The sequence below is a fragment of the Methylotenera mobilis 13 genome, from assembly GCF_000384255.1.
Classification (GTDB): Bacteria; Pseudomonadota; Gammaproteobacteria; order Burkholderiales; family Methylophilaceae; genus Methylotenera; species Methylotenera mobilis_B.
In genome coordinates, this window is sequence record NZ_KB913035.1 from 2,314,935 (window position 1) to 2,341,102 (window position 26,168).

Here is a 26,168-nt window from a genome sequence, read left to right on the forward strand (position 1 = left end):
CACATGTAGAGGTACGGTCAACCACCTAAGCGCAAAAACTGGAAAATGCTTTGGGCATCAGTAAACATATTAAACGCATGAAACTAGCAGCACTTTACTCATCGCACAAAGCGTTAAAACTTGATTCTAAGGTTGCGTTTGGCTAGTGAGCCACTGCCTGCGCCAGAAAATCAACAACATCACCAAGGCAATACCACCCATGATTGCCAACGCCCACCAAAAGCCATTTGGCTCGGCAATCCACGGCATATATTGAAAGTTCATGCCAAAAATACCAGCAATCAGCGTGGCTGGCATAAACAGCATAGCCACCACCGTTAATGCGCGTAATTCCAGATTCACACGGTTACTGACGCTCGTCATGTAAATATCCATCAGCCCGCCCAACCCGTCACGAATAGACTCTAAAGACTCAATAAAGTTAACAGTATGGTCGTACACATCGCGCAAATAAGGGATTGTCGTTACGCTAAAAAACCCGCTTTCATTGCGAGTAAGGTGATTAATCACTTCTCTTAGCGGCCAGACGACACGGCGCAACTCAATACTGGCACGTTTTAATTGATGAATACTGTGCAATTGCGTAATACTGGGTTTTGCTAACAAAGCGTCTTCAAGCTGCTCGCTATCGTCGCTCATTTCTTCTAGTACGTTAAAGTATTTATCAACAATACTATCCAGTAGTGAATAAGCCAGATAATCGATACCTAGCGCACACATGGGTGAATGCTCGGCGCGCAAACGCTCACGCACAGGCGCAAACGCACCAGTAGAACGCTCTTGAAAAGTAAGTAGGAAGTTACGTCCGAGCACAAAGCTAATTTGCTCGGAGCTAACAGACATTGTGGCTTGTTCGTAATAAAAATGACGCGTTTCGAAAAACAAATAATCGCTAAACTCATCAAGCTTAGGGCGTTGCTCGGTATTCAGAATATCTTCCAACACCAATGGATGCAAATTAAACACAAGGCCAATCTGCTTAATCAGCTCAACATCATGAATCCCATGGACATTTAACCACAGCTTTTTTGAGGTATCGGCATTTAAACCTGCTAAGGCATCCACAGTAATCGTCTGCTCTTGCATGCCAGATTCGTCATAACTCATCAGCGTAAGCTTAGGCACACCTAAGCTTGCAATATCCTCATCACCTTGCCCAACATAGACTAACGACCCTGGTGGCAAACCAATCTTTTTGGCATGCTGTTTTTTTCGCTTATGTAGTCGTGGCTTTTTCATCAGTCGCTATCTATGCAAAGTGAATACAGCTACCGTAACAAAATTTAACCTTCATGACCAGCTTGATGGCTTTCACCCGTAGCAAAAAAGTGACCGCCTGCAACATGGTGAATCGTGCGCAAATCAGGATACCCCTCAAAATGCCACTTGCCATTTGAAAACACCCGCTCATCCGCATAAGCTGCCACCACTTCGGCAACAAATAAATCATAAGTGTTTTGAATATGCGGCTCTGGGATGATTTTACACTCCAGCCATGCCACACAGCCTTGAAGCAACGGCGCGGTGATGTGCGTTGAAGCAAAAGTATCTAAACCATACTCAGCAAACTTATCTGTACCATGTAAATCTCGCCCAGAGTTAGTACCCACTTTTTGCACCACCTCAATTTGCGCAACACACGGCACATTAATCGCAAAAGTACCTGAAGCCTCAATCAACTCGCGGGTATAGGTGTTTTTATCAATCACTACAGTGACTTTAGGTGGGTCGAAATCTAGCGGCGTTACCCATGCGGCCGCCATGATGTTTTGTTTGCCATTGTGAGCAGAGGAAATAAGGACAGTGGGGCCGTGATTTAGGAGGCGGTAGACGAGACTGAGATTAATAGATTTAATCATATTTATTACTATGGAAGGTTAACACCAACCATCAAAGCTGCAGACTTTAAAACCTCATAAGCTGGTTTGAGGTCTGCGGTCAAACTTATCGAATCACCTACAGCAGAAATAAAAGATTTAATTTTCGAAATATTAGGTTTTACTTTTTTTAACTCATTAATTCCATCATCAACAATTTCAATAACTTCTGATTTGTCGCTACTAGGCAAAGACTCAATAGAAAGTAACTTCTCTTGGATAAGTGTAAAAGCTCTTAAAACTTCCGGAACAGATTGAGGATTTACTTGCTGAGTTACATTTGCTGTTGAACCGCTTCCAGTTTGAATTGCCCCAATATTGGAGTTGTGGAAATTGTAAACTTGGGAGGGTGAATAAGGAGTTGCTTTGGGAGTAGAATGTTTTAGTTGCACGAGAAAAAGCTCAATTTCTGTATAAATTTTATTTAACACAGCACCCCTTGCTTTACCAACCTCATCTGGCAAAGATGCCAAATTTTGCATTCGAGCCTGTTTTGCAGCCTCTAAAACTAGAGAACTCAAACTTTCAACTTGCTCAGGTAAATGTTTGCTAACAATAGATTTTAATTGTTGTTCTAGATTTTTATCATATTCAATTTCAATAGTTTGAATACATCGAAACAAAATTTCCCAAATGAACTCGCCTCGCTCTGAAATAGCTTGTGCGCATGCTTTTTGAACCATTAAAACAAGAGTGCTACCCCTAAGCATGCCTCTTTTAGATAACTCTACACGTATTTTAGCAATATCTTCACTAAGTTTATCTTCTTGTTGCTCACTTGCAAGCTGTATTTGCCTATCAGCAATACTAATTAATTCATCCTCTAGCAATTAACACTCCTTTGAGTTATTTTTGCCAAGCATCCCGTAAAGTCACCGTCCTATTAAACACAGGCTTACCCGCCACGCTATCTTTTTTATCCGCAACAAAATAGCCATGACGCTCAAACTGGAAGCTTTCTTCTGGTTGTGCGTCTTTCAAGCTCAGCTCTAACTGCGTGGTAATCACTTGTACTGAGTCTTGATTGATATCAGCCAAGAAATCACGGTCGCCTTCGCCTGGATGTGCTTCTTTAAACAGGCGGTCATATAAACGTACTTCTGCTTCGTATGCATGCGCCACGCTCACCCAGTGAATATTGCCTTTTACTTTCACGGAATCAGACCCTGGTGTACCTGATTTGGTATCTGGCAGATATTCGCAATGGACAACGGTCACGTTGCCATCGGCATCTTTTTCGCAGCCTGTACATTTCACGACATAGCCGTAACGCAGGCGCACCATGCCATCTGGCGTTAACCTAAAGAAGCCTTTGCTTGGCACTTCCATAAAGTCTTCACGCTCAATCCAAAGTTCTTTAGTGAGTTGTACCGTACGTTTACCCAACTCTGGTTTGAGTGGGTGGTTAGGGGCAAAGCAGTCTTCACTTTGAGACTTTCCATCAGAATCTAGTGGGTAGTTATCAATCACTAGTTTGATTGGGTCTAACACCGCAATACGGCGCTCTGCATCCACGTTTAACACTTCGCGCATGCAATCTTCCAAAATCGTGTATTCAATCCATGAATCTGCCTTGCTGACTCCGATACGATCAGTAAATAATTTAAAGCCAGCTGGTGTATAGCCACGGCGACGCGCACCCGCAAGCGTTGGTAAACGTGGGTCATCCCAGCCGCTTACGTGTTTTTCTTCTACTAATTGAATCAATTTACGTTTTGAAAGCACCACATAGGTGAGGTTTAAACGTGCAAATTCATATTGTTTCGGCAGTGGATGTGCTAATAAACCAGCTTCTGCTAAGCGCTCTAATAACCAATCGTAAAATGGACGTTGGTCTTCAAACTCTAGCGTACAAATAGAATGGGTAATGCGCTCGAGTGCATCTTCAATTGGGTGAGCAAAAGTGTACATTGGGTAAATGCACCATTGATCGCCAGTGTTATGGTGATGAGCACGTCTTACACGGTAAATGGCAGGGTCCCGCATGTTGATGTTAGGTGATGCCATGTCAATTTTAGCGCGTAGCACCATGCTACCATCCGCATGTTTACCATCACGCATCTCACGGAAGCGTGCCAAATTGTCGGCAACACTGCGGCTGCGATAAGGTGAATCTTTACCCGCTTCAGTTAACGTACCGCGATTAATACGCATCTCGTCTGCACTTTGCTCATCTACATAAGCATGGCCAGTTTCAATTAGGCTTTCAGCCGCGCGGTACATTAAGTCAAAGTAGTTGCTGGCAAAGTACAAGTTTGTTTCGTTGGCATTATCCCAACCAAAACCTAACCATTTCACTGCGTCTGAAATGCTATCGACGTACTCTTGGCTTTCTTTCTCTGGGTTGGTGTCATCAAAACGCAAATGACAAATGCCGTCAAAATCACGCGCTAAGCCAAAGTTTAAGAAAATAGACTTCGCATGCCCAATATGCAAATAGCCATTAGGCTCTGGCGGAAAGCGCGTGCGGATTTTAGCAACATCGACAACACCCGTGTCTTGATGTGCCGCATCGCCTGGGCTACCTGCCCATTTTTTGGTGGCGTATTTATTTTGAGAAAGGTCTTTTTCAATAATCGCGCGGATAAAGTTAGAGCCAGCAGGAATCGGTGTTTTTTCAGATGACATAGCAACAAATTCAATTTAAGTTGCCTCTATTTTACACCAGCTTACTCGCTTGTATGAGCACCTGTAGAAATTGATTCGATGCACGTCAATTCAAACCATTTTCGCCACATCAATCCTCAAGGATTCTTGAATAAATCAGCGTTAAATATCGTCAAACGAGGCTTATCAACATGCCTATGCTAAACTTAGCCCATGATGAACAGCTTAACTTTCCCTATTTTAAAATTGCTCGCAGATGGTAAATTTCATTCGGGTGAGGCCATTGCACAACATTTTAATGTAAGCCGTGCCACTATTTGGAATGCATTACAACATGCAGAGAGCTTAGGTATTGAGGTTTTTTCAGTGCGTGGTCGAGGTTACAAGTTACCGCAAGCGCTCACGTTGCTAGACAAGCAAGCCATCGTCAACAATATGAGCCCACAGAACGCATGGCTGAATGTAGAGGTCTTTGACACGCTACCTTCTACCAATAGTTATTTGATGCAAAACATGAGCGCAAAAACGCATGGCACTTGCGTAGTCACCAATTTACAAACCAGCGGGCGGGGCAGACGTGGCCGTGAATGGCAAGCCAGCCTTGGCGCAAGCTTAACTTTCTCACTGTTATGGCGCTTTCAATGTGGTGCAGCAGCGCTCTCTGGTTTGAGCCTAGCAGTGGGTGTAGCACTCATTCGTGGACTACATGAAATAGGCGCAACAGAAGCCAAGCTTAAATGGCCTAACGATATACTGGTCAATCAGCAAAAATTAGCAGGCATACTCATTGAGCTGCAAGGCGATATGGAAGGCCCAAGCACAGCGGTTATCGGCGTAGGTATCAACTTACAATTACCCGAAAGCGTGTTACAAAAAATAGACCAGCCAGCCACCGATTTACACCAAATATTAGCGCACACCATCAACCCTAACTCAGTCATGGCAATTCTACTGAAACACTTGGTAGATGTGTTATTCACATTTGAGAGCACTGGTTTTGACGAACTGCGTGATGAGTGGGCCAAGCATCATGCTTACCATCAACAAGCTGTACGCATGCTGATGCCAGATGGCAGCGAAGTGAATGGTGTCGTGCAAGCAATTAGCGAAAACGGCTCGCTTATTGTTGAAACAGCCAATGGCCTGCAAAAATTCATGTCGGGGGAAATTAGCTTGCGTAGCTATACCGCCACGCAAGCCTGAAGAACTTACTACAAACTTAATATTTAAGTGTAAGCCCTACGTTCACAGAGCGCCCCATACCTGGCACTGATACACCATGAACAACTCCCGTCCCCATGGTTGCTCCCTGGCCAAGATATGCGCCACCAAGTGGATCGTAGTAATGTTTGTCGAAAATATTCTCCACACCTAAATCCAATCGTGTGCTTTTCCAATCATAACTTGTATAAAAATTAAGCAATGTAAAGCCTGCAGTCTTTAGCTCTTTACGAACGGATTGAACATTGTCTTTACTATCCACTAACTTCGCTTGAATCTTGTTAGACCATTGACCAAACTGATGCTCTAAAGTCAAAGTGGCATTCAATGGCATGATGTTATACAAATCATCATCTGTTGTATTGTTCTTACCGCGTAAATAACTTAAAGACCCTGTCGCATCAAACCTGCCCACACCAGTGTTCTGCGCTAAAAGCATTTTCACTGACACATCTATACCGTATGTTCGTGCAGACTGATTATCCAGACTTAAATTCACAAAACCATCTGTTCTGGTAGCGCAGGCTTTGCCAACTTGGGCACATGCCACAGCATCAATATAATCATCAATATAAGTGAAATGTGGCGTTATCTTTAGATGCCAATTCTGTTGAGTTGCATCATGCCAGTTGCCTGAAACACTTAATTTATGAGCAGTTTCTGGCTTTAAATTCAAATGACCAACATAGCCATTGCCATCGCCATACAGGTTATTCATGTTCATCACCATGGTATTGCTGTTCGACCATGCAAATCGCTCATACACATTGGGTGAGCGAGTCTTCATTGCGTAGCCTGCCTCAAAGGTTTTTTCTGCATCTGGTGTAAAACGTGTCATCGCTGTTATATCAATATTGTTGTCAGTTTTTGAGCGGTCTGCGGCATTAAATGCTCCTGGAATAGTTGCTGGATTGCTGGGATCACCATAACCCACCATGCCGCCCACATTGTTATAGCCCTGCACCTTACCAGCGTCCATCTTCACTGTACTACTGCGCAAACCTAGTTGAGAAAACCACTGCTCAGTCCATTTTGCATCCCACTCTGCAAACACATCATAGCGATCCCGTTGACCATTACTAATATTCCAAAAAGCATTTGGCCCCATCATGGTGTTCGTGCCAATAGTTGCAGGGCTTTGAGATGGATTCCACCAGTCATCTAATCGATATCGTTGAAGCTCTGCCCCCACACGCAAAGTATCACGCTTTGAAAGATTAAAATCACCCTTGATAGTCAACCCTGTGGTTTTGCCTTCAGTGTCCATTGGCATACCCGGTGCGCCGCTATAAAAATATTGTTTATCATCACCGAACTGCATGCTATGACGTGTTCTTTCATGGTATGCACGCGCTTCTAACCTACCCCATTCATATTTACCCTGATAGCTTAAATTGTACTGCTCACTCTCATTACCTGTCATATCCATACGCTGATTTACAAAGCCTTGATATGGGATATCTTGCAAGCCTAGTTTAAACTCAAGCAAGTGATTTTCATGTTGCAGACCAAAAGCTAAAGCATGATTGCGTGACTCATAGGCAGTTGAACCAACTTCACTGCCACTTAACGACCCTCTTAATAAAGCAGATTGACCAGCGGGTTTAAACTTACGTCCTGCTTTGTAATTATCAGCCTCAACCGTAGAGCCTGTATATCGCATATAAGCTTGATCATTGGCGACACTGGTAGATATGTTCATACCACGCGCATGATTATTACTGCGGTAAAAAGTATTAACCTTACCTTCTATCAACAACCCATGCCCAGGCTCTGCAAACTCTGCAGATTTTGAATCAACCTTTATTGTGCCAGCGATGCTATCACCCCCCATACTCACTGGCGTAATGCCAGCAAGCACTTCTATTGCGGCTACATTAGCAGGGTCTATATATGAAAGTGCTGGATTCATATGATTTGCGCAACTGGAGATTAAATCCATCCCATCTACTTTGATGCGAATACGATCATCTGCCAAACCGTGAATGACAGGCAAGCTGGAAACACCGCCTGCACGATACAAACTTACACTAGGCTCAATCCGCAACAAGGCGGCAGTGTCACTTGTATTCAGTACATGAGATTTATCTTTTGGCAACCTCTCAGCAACAACATCAACACTAGGCAAATCCAAATGCTCTGCATATGCTGCCAACGGATAAATGCCGATTAAGCATGATGTTAAAACACTAGGGACAAAAACACTTGGTGTTAAAATAGTAGAAATTATCGTTTTTTTCTTTAACAAACATTGCCTCATATCCTCGCCCCTAATTAATATGTGGCGCGGATTATACGCTTTGGATAAATTACTGGAATGTGGCATATTGTCGCATCAGCGTGCGTAAAAATGGTGTTAACAATAGATGCTGGCAATACAAAAACAAAATGGGCTTTGTTTGATGAGGACAGAAAAATCATCCATCAAGGCGCATGTTTCAACGCACAAATCCTCACTGCCAACATACTGCCTGACTCGCTAACTTGTGACCAGATTGTGATTTCAAATGTCGCAGGTGAAGCCCATGCGGAACGCTTACAGCAACGCATAAGCACTTACCCAGCAACAACCTTCTGGCTGACTGCTAGCAAACAATTAGGCCATGTGATTAACAACTACAACATGCCAAAGTTACTAGGAAGCGATCGTTGGGCTGGGTTAATTGCCGCGTGGTACATGCAACATGAAACATGTGTAGTGGTGAATGCTGGCACGGCAACCACAATAGACGCAGTAGTCAGCACTGAAATGAATGGTGAAACTTTTGGCGTGTTCATTGGCGGCATGATATTGCCAGGCATAGATCTGATGCAGCAAGGCTTAGGTGCCGCAACAGCTCAACTACCAACATCCACAGTTGATGCAAAGACTAACCCGCAAGTAATGATTAGTCCATTTGCTACAAGTACCGCCAATGCAATTTACAGTGGTGCGGTGAATGCAACAATAGGTGCAATTAAACAAATGACGCAATCATTAGAAAAAGAATATCTGCATACACCTAAACTAATCATTAGTGGTGGAAATGCAATGGTATTACAACAAAATCTCGCAGATGAAAATTCAACTGACGTCGCTATCCCACAAAAAGAAAAAACTGTTACGATTGTAGATAACTTAGTATTGCAGGGCTTATATCTGCTTACAATACCGGCAATCCAACAAACCACGCAAAGCGCACTGTAATGAAATATATTTTTTGGCTATTGGCATTAATCAACATTGGCTTGTTTGGCTACTTCAATATTGATGTTGTTTTACCAAAATCAGCTCAAACTCAACAAGCAGAAATCTCCCCAGAAAAAATAAAAATCTTGTCGCAACAAGAAATTGACGCGATCAAAACTACTAAGAAGGCCGAAATTGCTCAGCCGCTACCAGTGGTTGATGTCTGTTTTGAATGGAGCGTTTTCTCGGATACCAACCTAACTAATGCACAAACGGCATTAGAAAGCTTAGCGCTGCAATCAATAGTCAAAGAGCAATCGACACAAGAAGCAAAGCGTTTTTGGGTATATAGGCCACCTTTTAAATCAAGCACAGAGGCACTAAAAAAAGCAGCTGAATTAAGGGATAGTGGAATAACAGATGTTTTTGTAGTACAAGAGCCTAGATGGAAAAATGCTATTTCGTTTGGGATTTTCAGTGATGAGAAATTGGCGATTAACTTGCAAAAGGAACTGCAAGCCAAAGGAGTTAAGAACGTTGAAAAAGCCTTGCGCACCCAGGGCAAAAGTTATTCCAGCTTATTGCTGAAAAACCTGACTGAAAATGAAATTGCTGAAATCAAAAAACTAAAACCAAACTTCCCAGCAGCTGAGCTTAAAGAAGTTAGCTGCGACGCACTTTAAAGCATTGACTAAACTCACCCAGCTTAAATCAACTAAGCCAAATTCATGAATCCTGGTTAATCTGGAAATAACTTACCTGGATTTAGGACATTATTTGGATCAAAAGTTAATTTGAGTGACTTCATTAAACTCATTGTGGTCGCATCAATCTCGCGTGGCACAAATGGGCGTTTTGCCATACCAACGCCATGCTCACCAGATAAGGTGCCCTGCAAAGAGAGCACCAAACTAAACACCTCATCTAAACACTGATAAGCACGTTTCATTTCATCAGTATTATCTGGATTTACCAGCAAATTCACGTGAATATTTCCATTACCTGCATGGCCGAAATTCACATTCGAGATTTGGTGAAGCGCAGCAAGCTTCTCTAAACCAGTCAGCAACGCAGGCAGATGAGAAACTGGCACTGCAATATCTTCATTAATCTTCTTAGGCGCAATATCTTTTAGCAATGCAATGGAGACAATGCCTTACGTGCAGCCCACAAGGCTTTAGTATCATGCGCCGGTTTTGCTTCAATCAGTCCTGCCACTTGGCATGCTAGCAAAATGGCATCGGTTGCTTCAACAATCTCCTGTTGCGAGCCGTCCACCTCAATCATTAAATAAGCACGTGCATTTTCAGGTAGTAAATTTTGATGACGGCTGCGAATCAGTGTAAGCGCCCCATTATCTAAAAACTCTAAAGCACTAGGCGTATAAGGTTGCGCCATAATGGCCGCAATCGCTTTGGCGCAACTTTCTGTGTCAACAAATTCGGCCGTGATTCCGCCCGTATGCTTGGGTAAAGGTGTCAATTTGAGCGTGGCCTCACAAATCACGGCTAATGTACCTTCAGAGCCAACCAACAAGCGGGTTAAATCATACCCCACCACCCCCTTACTAGTGTAGCAGCCGGTTTTAATGATTTCACCCTTACCGGTCACCGCTTTTAAGCCAAGAATATGGTCGCGTGCCACACCGTACTTCACTGCGTGCGGTCCTGCCGCACAAGTCGCCAAATTACCGCCAATGCTACAATAGGCAGCACTTGAAGGGTCCGGCGGCCAAAAGAAACCGACAGGTTTAATCTCATCTTGCAATACTTGGTTCAATACGCCAGGCTCAACAATCGCCATACGATTATCAGGGTCAATACTGATAATTTTATCCATGCGCTCTAACGAAAGAGCAACGCCGCCCGCTTCAGGGACACTACCACCAGCAGTACCAGTGCCACGCCCACGCGGCACCACAGGTACTTTATGTGCATTGCAAAGCAAGATGACACTTTGTACCTCTTCTATCGTGAGCGGAAAAACAACAGCAATAGGGCTATGATAATTACGGGAGTTATCGTAAGCGTAGGCATAGCAATCTACGGGGTCGGTATAAACTCGATTATGAGGGAGTAAGCGATTAAGTTCAGCTAAGAAACTCTTGTGCACAGCGTTAATCATGGAAGAAAGTTTCGAATATTATCTACGATTGTTGTTTTATCGCTTGATGAGGGTGGTTCTACAGCAGGTTTACCAAGCACCACTTGGCCACTTTTACTTCCCCAACGATCAAACACTAAGTTTTCACCCATAATGATTCTTATCCAATCAGGGTAACTATAAGCGTTGCCATTGTGATGATCTAACAATGCACCAACACCTCCTCCAAAAAACACATTACCGATCATCCCATCGTTAGCACGAGAAATAACTGTCGCATATCCAGTTAACTCACCGTCTTTTTCGCAAGTAACTAATAAATTCTGATCTGAGCGATGTATGGTAAGTGTCCCCGAAGTAAATGCAACCCAATCACCATACTCATTTTTAGCTCTGCATTTAGCATTACTAACAAACGAATTGTCTTTTGAATAAGTCTCAATCTGCATACGCTGATAAGTATCTTTAGTGAGTGATGCACAGCCACTAAATATCATTAGAATCAGCACTAAAGAACTATATTGAAATAACTTCTTCATTGGCACAGCCTTATTGAGTTAAAACTAGCCTGCATATTTTAGGTATATCAGGCTAGTTAGGCGTTGAAACAGCTTAGGGACAAAATTACTAGAGTAAGATTAGTATCTTAGCACTTAATATCCTAGCGTTTTTTAATATACAAATCGGTGATGGTGCCCTCTTTCATCTCTGCCGCAAAACACACAGTTTCAGATAAAGTTGGGTGTGCATGAATCGTTAACCCTAAATCATGTGCGTCTGCGCCCATTTCAATTGCCAACACCGCCTCTGCTAACAGCTCACCAGCATTAACACCCACGATACCAGCACCAATCAAACGATGTGTTTCTTTATCAAAAATCAGCTTAGTAGCACCCTCAGTGCGCGCAATCGATAAAGCACGACCGCTAGCCGCCCATGGGAAGCTAGCTTTTTCGATGGCGATACCTTTGGCCTTGGCTTCAATTTCGGTCACACCCACCCAGGCCACTTCAGGGTCTGTATAAGCAACTGATGGAATCACAGAAGCAACAAACTCTACTTTTTCACCAGCAATCACTTCTGCTGCTACTTTAGCTTCATGCGTTGCTTTATGTGCAAGCATAGGCTGACCTACGATATCGCCAATCGCAAAAATGTGCGGTACATTGGTACGCATTTGTTTATCTACGTTGATAAAGCCGTAATCATCAACAGCCACACCTGCATTTTCTGCGCCAATGTTTTTACCATTTGGACGGCGACCTATCGACACTAAGACGCGGTCATATACTTCAACGCCTTTTGGTGCGTCTGCATTGCCATTCACGCCTTCAAAGGTGACATGAATACCATCTTTCTTAGGCTCCATCTTTGCCACTTTGGTATTGAGCATAATCGCTTCAAAACGTTTTTCCATACGCTTTTGTAATGGACGAACAAGGTCACGGTCACAACCTTGAATCAGTCCATCAGTAAACTCAACAACGCTTACCTTTGAACCTAATGCATCGTATACTGTACCCATTTCAAGGCCAATAATCCCACCGCCAATCACTAACATTCGCTTAGGCACATCCGCCAGAGCCAAAGCACCTGTAGAATCCATAATGCGTTCATCTGCATCAACACCCGGGAATTTAGTCGCTTGTGAACCGGCTGCAATGATTGCATTTTCAAAACCTATTGTTGTCACTTTGCCATCTGCTGCTGTCACAGCAATTTGGTTGGCGCTCGTAAACTTGCCTACGCCTTGTACGACAGTGACATTTCGTTGTTTCGCCATTGCGGCCAATCCACCAGTCAACTTGCCAACTACATCGTTGGCTTTCCAATTGCGCAACTGTTCTAAATCTACTTGCGGCGCACCGAAACTAACACCATGGTGACTAGACTCTTCAGCTTCAGTAATGACTTTTGCAGTATGTAGCAAAGCTTTAGATGGGATGCAGCCTACATTCAAACAAACACCGCCCAATGTTGCATAGCGCTCAACCAACACGACTTGCTTACCTAAATCTGCCGCGCGGAAAGCCGCCGTGTAACCGCCAGGACCACTACCTAACACCACCACTTGTGTATTGATATCGCTAGCGCCGACTGCAACAGTTACAACTGGAGCAACAGCAGCTACAGTTGGTGCCACCGTTGGAGCCGTAGCAGGTACTGGCGCCTCAACCTTCGCTGATGCCACAACTTCAGCAGCTTCTACTAATAACATCAGTGACCCTTTTGCTACCTTGTCACCTACTTTAACTTTAATTTCTTTTACAACACCAGCATGTGAAGATGGAATATCCATAGAAGCTTTGTCAGATTCCACAGTAATCAAAGAATCCTCTTTAGCAATTGTGTCACCAGTTTTGATCAGTACTTCAATCACGTCAACACTATCAAAGTTACCGATATCCGGCACCAATACTTCAACTAAATTACTCATGCATACCCTTTGTAAACTTTGGTTATTTTTTGCAATTTTAACATCAAACCTCTCATTTTATCGCGTACTAACATGCAATAACCTTGCTGCAACACAGCAATATCGACAGCTAATTACACTAATGCCGAGCAAAAAACCTAAAGCGTAGTGAGTACCTTAGCCAAAATTTGAATAACTAGCCTAACGAGGCTCAATCGCATAGGCTAAAGTTTATGTGTGCGATTGAGCGTTGACAACACTAAGCAAAAATCAACGATTAGTTAATAGAAAATTGAAACTGATCGATAGGCACAGGTTTACCAAACAAATAGCCCTGATAAAGCCTACAACCATAATCTTTCAAAATGGCCAATTCAAGCTCAGTTTCCACACCTTCAGCAATCACATTAATACGGAAGTTGTTCGCCAAATCGATAATCGTCTTGACCATAATTGCATCGTTAGGGTCATATGCCAAATCTCGTACAAAGCTCTGATCAATCTTCACCTGATCAAGCGGTAATTTTTTCAGATAAGAAAGCGAAGAATATCCCGTACCAAAATCATCCAATGACAACCTGACGCCTAGCGCTTTAAGGGCATGCATTTTCGCAATCACCTCATCAACATCTTCCAAAATCACACTTTCGGTCAACTCAAGCTTCAAACGAGAGGCATTAACCTCATGCTTCATAATCGCCTGATGGACAGATTCTACAAAGTCTAGCGACCTGAATTGATGAGCACTCACATTTACCGCAATAATTAAATGATTTTTCTCAAAACTTTTTGCCCACTCAGCAAGTTGAGAACAAGCCGTATCAATCACCCAATGTCCGATATCAAGAATTAACGTAGTCTCCTCTGCAATTGGAATAAACTCCACTGGAGAAACAATACCTCGTTCAGGGTGTATCCACCGAATCAAAGCCTCAGCACCAATCGGACGGTTATTATCATCTACTTGTACTTGGTAATATAGTGCTAGCTGTTGCTTGTCGATTGCATATCTCAACTCAGCCTCCAAACTAGCGCGGATACTTAATTTTTCCTGCATAACCGGATCGAAGAATCGTAATGTGTTCCTACCAGCTTTCTTTGCCTGATACATTGCAATATCAGCTTGCTTCAACAGCTCTTCAATTTCGTACTCTTCACCGCCGAATAAAGTAATTCCTATACTAGAAGTACTCTGATATTGGTGAGCCCCGAAGACACAAGACTCATGTAAAGCCAACAAAATCTTATTAGCAATCTGCTCAGCAATAGCTGCAGCCTCTGAAGCAGACTCCTCCAAGGCCTCAAGTACAACAACAAACTCGTCACCACCAAAGCGGGCTACCGTATCGCCTGCACGTACTGCACTACTGAGCCTATCAGCTTGAAGCTTAAGCAACAAATCACCGGTACTATGCCCTAAGGTATCATTCAGCACTTTAAAGTGATCTAAATCAATGAACAACAATGCCCCTTTTTTACCAGAACGACTACTTACAGAAAGCGCCTGACGCATACGATCTAATAGTAATAGTCGATTAGGTAAATTAGTGAGTGGATCATAAAATGCCAAATGCTCGATTTTCTCAGAAGATGCCTTACTTTCACTGATATCAGTAAAGACAGAAACGTAGTTAGTTACCTTAGCATCTGTATCTTTAACTGCTGATATAGTCATGCGCTCGGGATAAATCTGCCCGTTTTTGCGTCGATTCCAAATCTCACCACACCACATACCGGCTGCATTAATTTTTTCCCACATCGCTTCATAGTATTTATCATCATGGCGACCTGAACTTAGCACACTTGGCTTCTTACCAACCACATCATCAGCACTGTAGCCAGTAATTTCAGTAAATGCTGAGTTAACCTGAAGAATTAAACAGTCAGCATCTGTTATTAAAATACCATCTGATGATTCAAAAGCCGTTGCAGCGATACGCAAAGATGACTCAGCCTTTTTAAGATCAGTAATATCTGTAGAAATCCCACACAAACCCCAAACAGGAGATTCAGGACCACCCTCATAAATCGGTGTCTTAATTTGCCAAAAAATATGTTTCTGTTGATCATGTGAGATTGCTTCAATTTCTTCGTAAGCATCTTGCCTATCTTCAATCACTCGCTTATCAACGTCTTTGACTTTAGCAAGCGTCTTTATTGAAAAATACAAGCGCTCATCTATCGAAGGTAACTCATCCAACGAACAATTAAAAAAATCCAACGTCATGCGATTAGCATAGGCATACTTTCCGTTGATATCTTTAATATAAACAAAAGCGGGAATATGATCCAAAGCTTCACTTAATCGATGACTTTCATTTAAAGCTGATGTTAACTCAGCGGTTCTCTGCTCCACCCGACTTTCTAGCTCAGCATGCGAGCGGGCTAATGCCTGATTGAGAAGTTGTAAACTTTGTGCAGACGGTGCTTTAAGTGCCAAAGGCATAATGCGCCAAAGCGCGACAGCAGTGGTAAAAGAGATGACGGCAGTAAAAGCTTTGGCATACGCACTAGCCCAGTATGAAGGTTGCCAAATATTGAGAATGTCAAAGATGTGCGTTACACCACAAGCGACAATAAACATCCCAAAAACAACCATTAACCACCTGTATGGAATATCTGGCCGTTTTTTAGCAAAGTACCATAATGCAAATGGAATGGAAAAATAAGAAAGCGCAATCACTGCATCTGAAACCACTAAAGTCCAAAGTAACGCTGGATTCCAAGTCAAACAAAAACCATGTGGAAGCAATGACTGCCCACCTAACGTCTGACCAATCCAATCCATATTGTCTCCAAGTTATTGGTTTTTCACAGTAAGTGAATTTACTAAAAAGTCGTTTCTACTAAAGACCGCCACTAGAGGTAGTTTGTTCAGATTAAAATGAAAACGACTATTTCAAATTAACTTTAGTCCATAATCCGTTTATCAGCAATCTCAAATAAGTAAATTAGATTGTTATTAAGTTTATTTTTTCGTCAAACTGAATCTACCTTGTCATCAATCTGACCTCAAAACAAAAAGGACTGATTTGTATGTTCACAAATCAGTCCTTTAGTCGGTCAATCCAAAACGAACCAGGCAATGTCTCACTAACTTAGAGCAACAACCTACGTACATCACTCAGCATCATACGCATATGGCTTGTAAATCGTGCTCCATCTGCACCATCAATCACACGATGGTCATATGACAATGACATCGGCAAAATCAAACGTGGTTCAAAACCGTTCGTATCTTTGTTATACACTGGCTGCATAGATGAACGTGAAACGCCCAAAATAGCAACTTCAGGGCAATTGATAATGGGTGTAAACATGGTGCCACCGATACCGCCTAAGCTAGAAATAGTAAAGCATCCACCCTGCATCTCTTCCACTTTCAATTTGCGCTCACGTGCTTTTGCAGATAAGTCCATTAAGTCACGCGCAATATCTAGCACGTCTTTTTGGTGCACATCACGTACTACTGGCACTACCAAACCATCTGGCGTATCGCAAGCAAAACCGATATTGAAGTAATTCTTCAATATCAAATTATCGCCATCAGGAGAAAGTGAAGCATTAAAGTTAGGGTATGCTTTCAACGCATTCACTGAAGCTTTAATTAAGAACGCAAGCATCGTAAGTTTAACGCCACGTTTTTCAGCATCAGCCTGCATAGACTTACGGAAATCTTCCAAATCAGTAATGTCAGCTTCATCAAATTGGGTCACATGCGGTGCAGTCACCCAATTGCGGTGTAAATTTGCCCCTGAAAGTTTTTTGATTCTTGATAGCGGCTTAGTTTCCACTGCACCAAACTTACTAAAATCAATCACGGGCATTGGCAATGCAGCTAATCCACTTACACCAGCCCCCATATTCTCAGTACGAGGTTTTGCTAACTCACCTTTCACATAAGACTGTACATCACTTTGTAAAATACGGTTTTTAGCCCCAGACCCAATGACCAATGCTAAATTGACGCCTAATTCACGCGCAAATTTACGAATCGAAGGGCTAGCATGCGACAACTTGCCAGATACGACAACAGCGCTCTCACCGACAGGTGCTGGTTGCTGCGTTGGTTGTACAGGCTTAGGTGGCTCAGGTGCGGGCCTTGTAGGCTCTGGAATTGCCACCTGAGGCGCCTCTTCAACAGCAACTGCAGTAGGCTTAGCCTCGATGACAGGTGCAGCAACCGTTTCAGTCACATCCATCGTCATTAGCAAGGTACCCTGAGCAGCCTTGTCACCAACCTTGATTTTCACTTCCTTCACAACGCCAGCAAAAGGCGCAGGAATATCCATAGAAGCTTTATCAGACTCAACCGTGATTAGCGAGTCATCTTTAGCAATCACGTCGCCAGCCTTAATTAATACTTCAATTACATCCACACTATCGAAGTTACCGATATCAGGGACAAAAATATCTTGAACTGCCATCTATGTATATCCTTAAACTGTCGTTGGGTTTGGCTTATTAGCGTCCAAACTGTATTTTTTAACCGCTTCAGCCACTTTAGCAACTGGGAACTTACCTTCATCACTCAAAGCTTTTAACGCAGCAACAACCACATAGTAGCGGTTCACTTCAAAGAAATCACGTAAAGCTTCACGGCTATCTGAGCGACCAAAACCATCTGTACCAAGTGCTACAAACTTATTTTGTACAAAACGTTGAATCTGCTCTGCAAAACTCTTCATGTAGTCAGTAGAGGCAACAACAGGTCCCTTAGCATCTTTCAAACAAGACGCAATATAACTGACTTTTTGCGTTTTCTCTGGATTCAACATATTCCAACGGTCACATTCCAAGCCTTCACGACGAAGCTCAGTAAAGCTAGGTACACTCCACACGTCCGCAGAGATACCCCAGTCTTTTTCCAACAACTCCGCAGCGGCAATCACTTCGCGAAGAATCACACCACTACCCATCAGCTGTACTTTTTCACCCTTAGCTTTAGATTTACTAAAGCTGTACATCCCTTTAAGAATGCCTTCAGCACTGCCTTCTGGCATCGCTGGGTGGGTATAGTTTTCATTCATCAATGTAATGTAGTAGTACACATCTTCTTGATTTTGCACCATACGACGCAAACCTTCTTGAATAATCACAGCTAATTCATAAGCAAAGGTTGGGTCATAAGAAATGCAGTTTGGAATAGTTGCAGACATCAGATGACTATGGCCGTCTTCGTGCTGTAAACCTTCACCGTTTAAAGTAGTACGGCCAGCCGTTGCACCTAACAAGAAACCTCGTGCACGAGAGTCACCTGCCATCCACGCTAAGTCACCAACACGTTGGAAACCAAACATTGAGTAGTAGATGTAGAAAGGAATCATTTGTACACCAGTTACAGAGTATGACGTTGCCGCAGCTAACCAGCTAGAGAATGAACCCGCCTCGTTAATACCCTCTTCCAAAATCTGACCATCTTTCGACTCTTTGTAGTACATCACTTGATCAGAATCTTGCGGCTCATACAATTGACCTTGGCTCGCGTAGATACCCAATTGGCGGAACATACCTTCCATACCAAAAGTTCGGGCTTCATCCGGCACGATAGGCACAACATACTTACCAATTTGCTTGTCACGCACCAATGTAGACAAGATACGTACAAACGCCATGGTCGTAGAAATTTCACGATCGCCTGTTGCTGTCAGCATGTTTTCAAATGCAGACAATGGCGGAACAGTTAGCTCATTACCTTTACGACGGCGTTGTGGCACGAAACCACCCATGGCTTCACGGCGTGATGCCATATATTTCATTTCAGGTGAATCTTCGGCTGGCTTGTAGAAACTCAAACTTTCGACTTGTTCGTCTGTTAATGGTAAGTCAAAGCGATCACGGAATTTCTTAAGTGATTCGATATCCATACTTTTTTGTTGGTGTGTGGTGTTTTGACCTTCACCAGCGTCACCCATGCCATAACCTTTAACAGTTTTAGCCAAAATAACAGTTGGTTGACCTTTATGATTTACTGCAGCATTGTAAGCAGCAAACACTTTATGTGGATCATGACCACCACGGTTTAAGCGCCAAATATCTTGGTCACTCATTGCCGCCACCATTTCTTTCAGTTCTGGATACTTTCCAAAGAAATGCTCACGTGTATATGCGCCACCTTTTTGCTTAAAGTTTTGATACTCACCGTCAACACACTCCTCCATGCGTTTTTTCAGCAAGCCATCCTTATCCATCGCCAACAATGGGTCCCAATAAGAACCCCAGACCACTTTCAATACATTCCAGCCAGAACCACGGAAGTCAGACTCTAACTCCTGAATGATTTTGCCATTACCACGTACTGGGCCATCTAAACGCTGTAAGTTACAGTTGATGACGAAAATCAAGTTATCAAGTTTTTCACGGCTCGCTAATGAAATCGCTCCTAATGACTCAGGCTCGTCCATTTCACCGTCACCACAGAACACCCACACCTTACGATCACTCGTATCTGCAATACCACGGTCATGAATATACTTCAGGAAACGCGCTTGATAAATACCGGCTAAAGGTCCTAAACCCATCGACACTGTTGGGAACTGCCAAAAATCTGGCATCAACCAAGGATGAGGATAGCTAGGTAAACCATTGCCACCAGTTTCCTGACGGAAGTTATCCATTTGCTCCTCGGTAATGCGGCCTTCTAAAAACGCACGGGCATAAACACCAGGTGATGAGTGTCCTTGGAAATACACACAGTCGCCACCAAAGTTCTCATTCGGTGCACGGAAGAAGTAATTAAACCCTGTGTCATACAAAGTAGCCGCTGATTGGAAGCTTGCAATATGCCCACCAACACCAGGCGACTTCTCATTCGCACGCAACACTGTCATTACCGCATTCCAGCGCACTAATGCGCGCACTCTGCGCTCCATTTCAGGGTCACCAGGTAACTTTGCCTGCAAATGGGTTGGAATGGTATTTAAATATGCAGTAGTTGCTTTGTAAGGTAAGTTACTACCTGAGCGACGCGCTTTATCAATCATCGCCTCTAATAAAAAATGTGCACGTTCCGTGCCTTCATTTTCAATAACGGCCATTAGTGCATCAAGCCACTCTTGAGTTTCTTGACTATCAATATCGGGATTATTCAAAGGTGTGTTCAATGACATTCAGTTGTAGCTCCGTGTAACCATACCTGCTAATTCATTTAATCTTATTGCACTTATTAATCTTAATTCCACTTAGCTAGAGAAAATCATCAGTAAGCATAATGTTCAATCGAATAATGAAACAAAAACAGATACAGCGTGTCTGAAATACCCCGCATTTAAAATGCGTTGCAATTTAATTTTTTGTAAAACAGTAGTGTGGCTTTTTTAGTGGTTTTGGTCAAGTTTACTAGCGTTTTTTAAACATTTCGCACATGTATCTTATATATAATCACTACATTTACTATAAGACTACAAGGACAAACAATGTCAGCTAAATTACGACAAAATTCAGCTATTGCAAACGAAAATACATTAAAAGATAGCAAACATATGCTTTTTGTGCTCTCTAGTATTGATGAAAAAAACATTCCATTTAAAGAAAATTTAGATACAAAACTCAAACGCATTAAATCCAAGCTTAATGACTTAAATAAAACACCTCTAGTGATAGACCTACCTAACGGTGGAATCGCTAGTTACGTCATATTAGATAGTCAATTAAATATGTTTCAGCGCCACAGTTTACTGCGCAAGGCAATTAAACCTATTATTGCGGAACAGGCAGAGAAAATCGACATTTGCGTCTTTGGAGAGGAAACTGTAAAAGAAGCCCATGCATGTGCGGCTTATTATGTTGCAACAGTCAATGCCACCGAATTACCCTCTAGAAAAAAAGAACACAAACAACATATCCTAAAATGTGTAACTATTCATGGATATAAAGCTGCACATGACTATACCTACGTTAATGCGCGTGTGGCAGGCAATACATTGTGCCGCGAACTTACCGTTACACCTCCAAATGAATTAACACCTACACTATATCGTCAAAAGATTGCCAAACTAGCCTTGGATTATGGCTGGCATCACAAAGAGTACGATATAAATACGCTTAAGAAACTAGGCGCAGGCGCTTTTATTACTGTAGCACAAGGGTCAGACCAGCAGGATGCTGCAATCGTACATTTAACGTACAACCCAGCTAATGCAAAAAAGCATATAGCAATTGTCGGCAAAGGTATTTGTTTTGACACCGGTGGACATAACCTCAAACCAGCAAAATACATGCTGGGGATGCACGAAGACATGAATGGCTCTGCAGTAGGTCTTGGTATCTTGCTAGCCGTAACGCAAATGCAATTACCTATCAAGCTAGACTGTTGGCTGGCTATCGCAGAAAACCATATTGGCCCTAATGCTTTTAAACAAAATGATGTCATTACCGCATTAAACGGTATGACGATAGAAGTGGTACATACTGATGCAGAGGGCAGAATGGTCTTAGCTGACACATTAACACTCGCATCTCGCAAGAATCCAGATCTAATCATTGATTTCGCAACACTAACAGGTAGCATGATAACTGCGCTTAGCAATCGAATGAGTGGGGTAATTACAAATAGACCAGAATTAATCAACATGATAACTAATGCTGGCATGGTAGCTGGAGAGCGTGTTGTTTCATTTCCATATGATGACGACTTTGACAGTGAGCTAGATAGCGATATTGCAGATATTAAACAATGTACACTAGATGGCGAAGCTGATCACATTCATGCCGCACGCTTACTAGGAAAATTTATTGAAAATGATACTCCATGGATACACACAGATCTTTCATCAGCAAACCGTAAAGGTGGATTAGGCGCTGTAGAATCAGACACAAATGGATTCGGAGTGGGATTTGGCTTAGAACTTATTAAACACTTGATGGATTGATTAGATTTTTGATTACAACACTAATGACTAACGACCAAATCATCAAGACTAATTTGATATATACATTAACCATTACATAAGCGTATATTGAACATATTATTCATAACACTAAAGCTGTAGAAAATCAGCTCTGATCATATCGACGGGAAGGTTAAACCTATATGAGCGAATCTAGACGATTTACACGCATTCATTTCGATGCAGAAGTACAGCTACATATACATTTAATAGATGATATACATATAGCGCACTTAATAGATATATCGCTTAAAGGTGCGCTCGTTGAAACAGATCGACCGATAACAACCTATATCAAAGAGCGCAGCTGCATTATGACGCTCACTCTTGACGCGCATCAACAAAAAATCACTATGCAAGGAAAAATAATTCATCATGAAGGGTCACTGATAGGTTTAGAGTCTCTACATATCGATTTAGATAGTATTACAAACCTACGAACGCTTATTCAGCTGAATACAAGTGATGATAAGCGCTTAGAAACAGAACTTAGTCACATGCTAACAAACTATGAGAATCTTAATATATCGAGGAACAAAAATTAAGCACTCCCAGCGCAATCCACGGTAAATCGCTATATTTTTCGGACATAAAAAAACCCCACTACATGCGTAATGGGGTTTTTGGTATAAATAGCTTGGCAGTGACCTACTTTCGCATGCAAAAAGCATACTATCATTGGCGCTGGTTCGTTTCACGGCCCTGTTCGAGATGGGAAGGGGTGGTTCCAAACCGCTATGGCCGCCAAGCATAACTGGTGTCTCGCATGTTTAAACTTCAAACACACAAGCGATTATGCTGTGTTGCCGTCTCATTTTCATGAGGCGTCTGTAACAAATTGGAAGAAGTAAAGTCTTCATACCTTTAGGTATGGTGTCAAACGGGGTATTGATTACATTATCTTACTTTAGTACAACCATAGACTCGAACATGTTCAAGTTTTAAGGTTATAGGATCAAGCCTCACGAGCAATTAGTAACGGTCAGCTTAACGCATTACTGCGCTTCCACATCCGTCCTATCAACGTCCTGGTCTCGAACGACTCTTTAGGGGGGTTAAACCCCCAGGGAAATCTCATCTCAAGGCGAGTTTCACGCTTAGATGCTTTCAGCGTTTATCTCTTCCAGATTTAGCTACCCGGCTATACCACTGGCGTGATAACCGGTCCACCAGAGATCTGTCCACTCCGGTCCTCTCGTACTAGGAGCAGGTCCCTTCAAATTTCCAACGCCCACGGCAGATAGGGACCAAACTGTCTCACGACGTTTTAAACCCAGCTCACGTACCACTTTAAATGGCGAACAGCCATACCCTTGGGACCGGCTACAGCCCCAGGATGTGATGAGCCGACATCGAGGTGCCAAACTCCCCCGTCGATATGAACTCTTGGGAGGAATCAGCCTGTTATCCCCAGAGTACCTTTTATCCGTTGAGCGATGGCCCTTCCATACAGAACCACCGGATCACTATGACCTGCTTTCGCACCTGCTCGACCTGTCCGTCTCGCAGTCAAGCAACCTTATGCCATTGCACTATCAGTACGATTTCCGACCGTACCTAGGTTACCTTCGCACTCCTCCGTTACTCTTTGGGAGGAGACCGCCCCAGTCAAACTGCCCACCATACACGGTCCCCAGTCCGGATTACGGACCTAGGTTAGAACCTCAACAACATCAGGGTGGTATTTCAAGGTTGACTCCACGATATCTAGCGACACCGCTTCATAGTCTCCCACCTATCCTACACAAATCTTGTCAAAGTCCAATGTAAAGCTACAGTAAAGGTTCATGGGGTCTTTCCGTCTAGCCGCGGGTAGATTGCATCTTCACAAACATTTCAACTTCGCTGAGTCCCGAGAGGAGACAGTGTGGCCATCGTTACGCCATTCGTGCGGGTCGGAACTTACCCGACAAGGAATTTCGCTACCTTAGGACCGTTATAGTTACGGCCGCCGTTTACTGGGACTTCAATCAAGAGCTTGCACCCCATCATTTAATCTTCCAGCACCGGGCAGGCGTCACACCCTATACGTCCACTTTCGTGTTTGCAGAGTGCTGTGTTTTTATTAAACAGTCGCAGCCACCTTTTCACTGCAACCCCATCGGCCTTCGAGAGTAAATCTCTACAACCTACCGGGGCGCACCTTCTCCCGAAGTTACGGTGCTAATTTGCCGAGTTCCTTCTCCCGGGTTCTCTCAAGCGCCTTAGAATTCTCATCCTACCCACCTGTGTCGGTTTGCGGTACGGTCTCTATACAACTGAAGCTTAGTGGCTTTTCTTGGAAGCATGGTATCAATCACTTCACGTACAAGTACGCTCGTTATCACGCCTCAGCATTGACTCTCCGGATTTGCCTAAAGAATCTGCCTACACGCTTGAACCGGGACATCCAACACCCGGCTGACCTAACCTTCTCCGTCCCCACATCGCATTGTATACAGGTACAGGAATATTAACCTGTTTCCCATCAGCTACGCATCTCTGCCTCACCTTAGGGGCCGACTCACCCTGCGCCGATGAACGTTGCGCAGGAAACCTTGGGTTTTCGGCGAGGGAGCTTTTCACTCCCTTTATCGCTACTCATGTCAGCATTCGCACTTCTGATACCTCCAGCATTCCTCACAGAACACCTTCGCAGGCCTACAGAACGCTCTCCTACCATGCATACATTCCGAAGAATGCAGCATCCGAAGCTTCGGTTACGTGCTTAGCCCCGTTACATCTTCCGCGCAGGACGACTCGACCAGTGAGCTATTACGCTTTCTTTAAATGATGGCTGCTTCTAAGCCAACATCCTGGCTGTCTATGCCTTCCCACTTCGTTTTCCACTTAGCACGTCATTTGGGACCTTAGCTGTCGGTCTGGGTTGTTTCCCTCTTGACCACGGACGTTAGCACCCATGGTCTGTCTCCCGTAATTGCATTTCTCAGTATTCGGAGTTTGCAATGGTTTGGTAAGTTCTTATGAACCCCCTAGCCATAACAGTGCTCTACCCCCGAGAATGATATACGAGGCACTACCTAAATAGTTTTCGGAGAGAACCAGCTATTTCCAAGTTTGTTTAGCCTTTCACCCCTATCCACAGCTCATCCCCAAATTTTTCAACATTTGTGGGTTCGGACCTCCAGTACCTGTTACGGCACCTTCATCCTGGCCATGGATAGATCACTTGGTTTCGGGTCTACACCCAGCAACTAGACGCCCTATTCGGACTCGCTTTCGCTACGCCTCCCCTATCGGTTAAGCTTGCTACTGAATGTAAGTCGCTGACCCATTATACAAAAGGTACGCAGTCACGGAACAAGTCCGCTCCCACTGTTTGTATGCATACGGTTTCAGGATCTATTTCACTCCCCTCCCGGGGTTCTTTTCGCCTTTCCCTCACGGTACTGGTTCACTATCGGTCGATTACGAGTATTTAGCCTTGGAGGATGGTCCCCCCATGTTCAGACAAGGTTTCTCGTGCCCCGCCCTACTTGTCGTTACCCTAGTTCCACACACGGGATTTCGTATAAGGGGCTATCACCCTCTATGGCCGGACTTTCCATTCCGTTCTACTATCGCATGTGCTAAAAATAACAGGCTATTCCATGTTCGCTCGCCACTACTTACGGAATCTCGGTTGATTTCTTTTCCTCGAGCTACTTAGATGTTTCAGTTCACTCGGTTTGCCACCATCTCCCTATATATTCAGGAGCGGTTACCCTTGCGGGTGGGTTTCCCCATTCGGACATTTCCGGATCAAAGCTTATTTGCCAGCTCCCCGAAACTTTACGCAGGCTATCACGTCCTTCATCGCCTGTAATCGCCAAGGCATCCACCATATGCACTTATTCGCTTGATCCTATAACGTTAAAACCTGAACCCTTTTTAAATTCAAATTCCAT

At 43.4% G+C, this 26,168-nt stretch carries 15 protein-coding genes, 2 rRNA genes and 1 pseudogene; 5 read left to right on the forward strand and 13 right to left on the reverse strand.

All coding sequences use genetic code 11. The features are described 5' to 3' along the window. Positions 1-126 precede the first annotated feature (126 nt). The 4 genes from corA to A391_RS0110995 are packed head-to-tail and all read right to left on the reverse strand — an operon-like array spanning position 127 to position 4,505. Positions 127-1,239, reverse strand: coding sequence for a magnesium/cobalt transporter CorA (gene corA, locus A391_RS0110980; protein ID WP_019899361.1), 1,113 nt, complete (start codon positions 1,237-1,239; stop codon positions 127-129). Positions 1,240-1,283: 44 nt separating this feature from the next. Beyond that, positions 1,284-1,859, reverse strand: coding sequence for a flavin reductase family protein (locus A391_RS0110985; RefSeq protein ID WP_019899363.1), 576 nt, complete (start codon positions 1,857-1,859; stop codon positions 1,284-1,286). A gap of 8 nt (positions 1,860-1,867) precedes the next feature. Continuing rightward, entirely contained in the window at positions 1,868-2,707 is an 840-nt protein-coding gene (locus A391_RS0110990; RefSeq protein ID WP_019899365.1) for a hypothetical protein, read from the reverse strand. Positions 2,708-2,723: 16 nt separating this feature from the next. Then, on the reverse strand, positions 2,724-4,505 hold the full coding sequence (locus A391_RS0110995) for a glutamine--tRNA ligase/YqeY domain fusion protein (RefSeq protein WP_019899366.1): 1,782 nt from the start codon (positions 4,503-4,505) through the stop codon (positions 2,724-2,726). A gap of 192 nt (positions 4,506-4,697) precedes the next feature. On the opposite strand from A391_RS0110995, the gene birA reads away from it, so the two are divergent. Continuing rightward, positions 4,698-5,687, forward strand: a complete 990-nt coding sequence (gene birA, locus A391_RS0111000; RefSeq protein ID WP_019899367.1) for a bifunctional biotin--[acetyl-CoA-carboxylase] ligase/biotin operon repressor BirA — start codon at positions 4,698-4,700, stop codon at positions 5,685-5,687. A 16-nt stretch (positions 5,688-5,703) separates the two neighbouring features. Here birA and A391_RS0111005 read toward each other — a convergent pair whose 3' ends face one another. Beyond that, positions 5,704-7,953: a TonB-dependent receptor gene (locus A391_RS0111005; RefSeq protein ID WP_019899368.1), complete on the reverse strand. Its 2,250-nt coding sequence runs from the start codon at positions 7,951-7,953 to the stop codon at positions 5,704-5,706. Between the two features lie 69 nt (positions 7,954-8,022). Here A391_RS0111005 and A391_RS0111010 point away from each other — a divergent pair, with 69 nt between their 5' ends. Continuing rightward, positions 8,023-8,892 carry a type III pantothenate kinase gene (locus A391_RS0111010; RefSeq protein ID WP_019899369.1) on the forward strand — a complete coding sequence of 290 codons (870 nt, stop codon included), beginning with the start codon at positions 8,023-8,025 and terminating at the stop codon, positions 8,890-8,892. Then, positions 8,892-9,557 carry an SPOR domain-containing protein gene (locus A391_RS0111015; RefSeq protein WP_019899370.1) on the forward strand — a complete coding sequence of 222 codons (666 nt, stop codon included), beginning with the start codon at positions 8,892-8,894 and terminating at the stop codon, positions 9,555-9,557. Before A391_RS0111010 ends, A391_RS0111015 begins: the two co-directional genes overlap by 1 nt. A gap of 56 nt (positions 9,558-9,613) precedes the next feature. On the opposite strand, the pseudogene A391_RS13975 reads toward A391_RS0111015, so the two are convergent. The 6 genes and pseudogenes from A391_RS13975 to aceE form a co-directional block, all read right to left on the reverse strand. Beyond that, a pseudogene (locus A391_RS13975) lies at positions 9,614-10,998 on the reverse strand (FAD-binding oxidoreductase). Further along, the gene (locus A391_RS0111025) at positions 10,995-11,516 is read right to left on the reverse strand and encodes a hypothetical protein (protein WP_019899371.1); all 522 of its coding nucleotides are present in this window, start codon (positions 11,514-11,516) and stop codon (positions 10,995-10,997) included. The pseudogene A391_RS13975 and the gene A391_RS0111025 overlap by 4 nt, the downstream one beginning before the upstream one ends. Positions 11,517-11,638: 122 nt before the next feature. Next, positions 11,639-13,414, reverse strand: a complete 1,776-nt coding sequence (gene lpdA / locus A391_RS0111030) for a dihydrolipoyl dehydrogenase (protein ID WP_019899373.1) — start codon at positions 13,412-13,414, stop codon at positions 11,639-11,641. 256 nt (positions 13,415-13,670) lie between these two features. Continuing rightward, complete coding sequence (locus A391_RS0111035; protein WP_019899375.1) at positions 13,671-16,181, reverse strand: EAL domain-containing protein; 2,511 nt, start codon at positions 16,179-16,181, stop codon at positions 13,671-13,673. Positions 16,182-16,491: 310 nt separating this feature from the next. Further along, a complete protein-coding gene (gene aceF, locus A391_RS0111040; RefSeq protein WP_019899377.1) occupies positions 16,492-17,820 on the reverse strand; it encodes a dihydrolipoyllysine-residue acetyltransferase in 1,329 nt (442 codons plus the stop codon). 12 nt (positions 17,821-17,832) lie between these two features. Beyond that, on the reverse strand, positions 17,833-20,502 hold the full coding sequence (aceE, locus tag A391_RS0111045) for a pyruvate dehydrogenase (acetyl-transferring), homodimeric type (protein ID WP_019899379.1): 2,670 nt from the start codon (positions 20,500-20,502) through the stop codon (positions 17,833-17,835). Between the two features lie 306 nt (positions 20,503-20,808). Between aceE and A391_RS0111050 the strand changes: the two genes are divergently transcribed. Together A391_RS0111050 and A391_RS0111055 are read left to right on the forward strand one after the other, a co-directional pair. Beyond that, a complete protein-coding gene (locus tag A391_RS0111050) occupies positions 20,809-22,263 on the forward strand; it encodes a M17 family metallopeptidase (RefSeq protein ID WP_019899380.1) in 1,455 nt (484 codons plus the stop codon). 161 nt (positions 22,264-22,424) lie between these two features. After that, the gene (locus A391_RS0111055) at positions 22,425-22,826 is read left to right on the forward strand and encodes a PilZ domain-containing protein (RefSeq protein WP_019899382.1); all 402 of its coding nucleotides are present in this window, start codon (positions 22,425-22,427) and stop codon (positions 22,824-22,826) included. 90 nt (positions 22,827-22,916) lie between these two features. On the opposite strand, the gene rrf is transcribed toward A391_RS0111055, so the two are convergent. Further along, positions 22,917-23,030: ribosomal RNA gene (gene rrf / locus A391_RS0111060) — 5S ribosomal RNA — on the reverse strand. Positions 23,031-23,232: 202 nt separating this feature from the next. Next, positions 23,233-26,125: ribosomal RNA gene (locus tag A391_RS0111065) — 23S ribosomal RNA — on the reverse strand. Between the last annotated feature and the right edge of the window lie 43 nt (positions 26,126-26,168).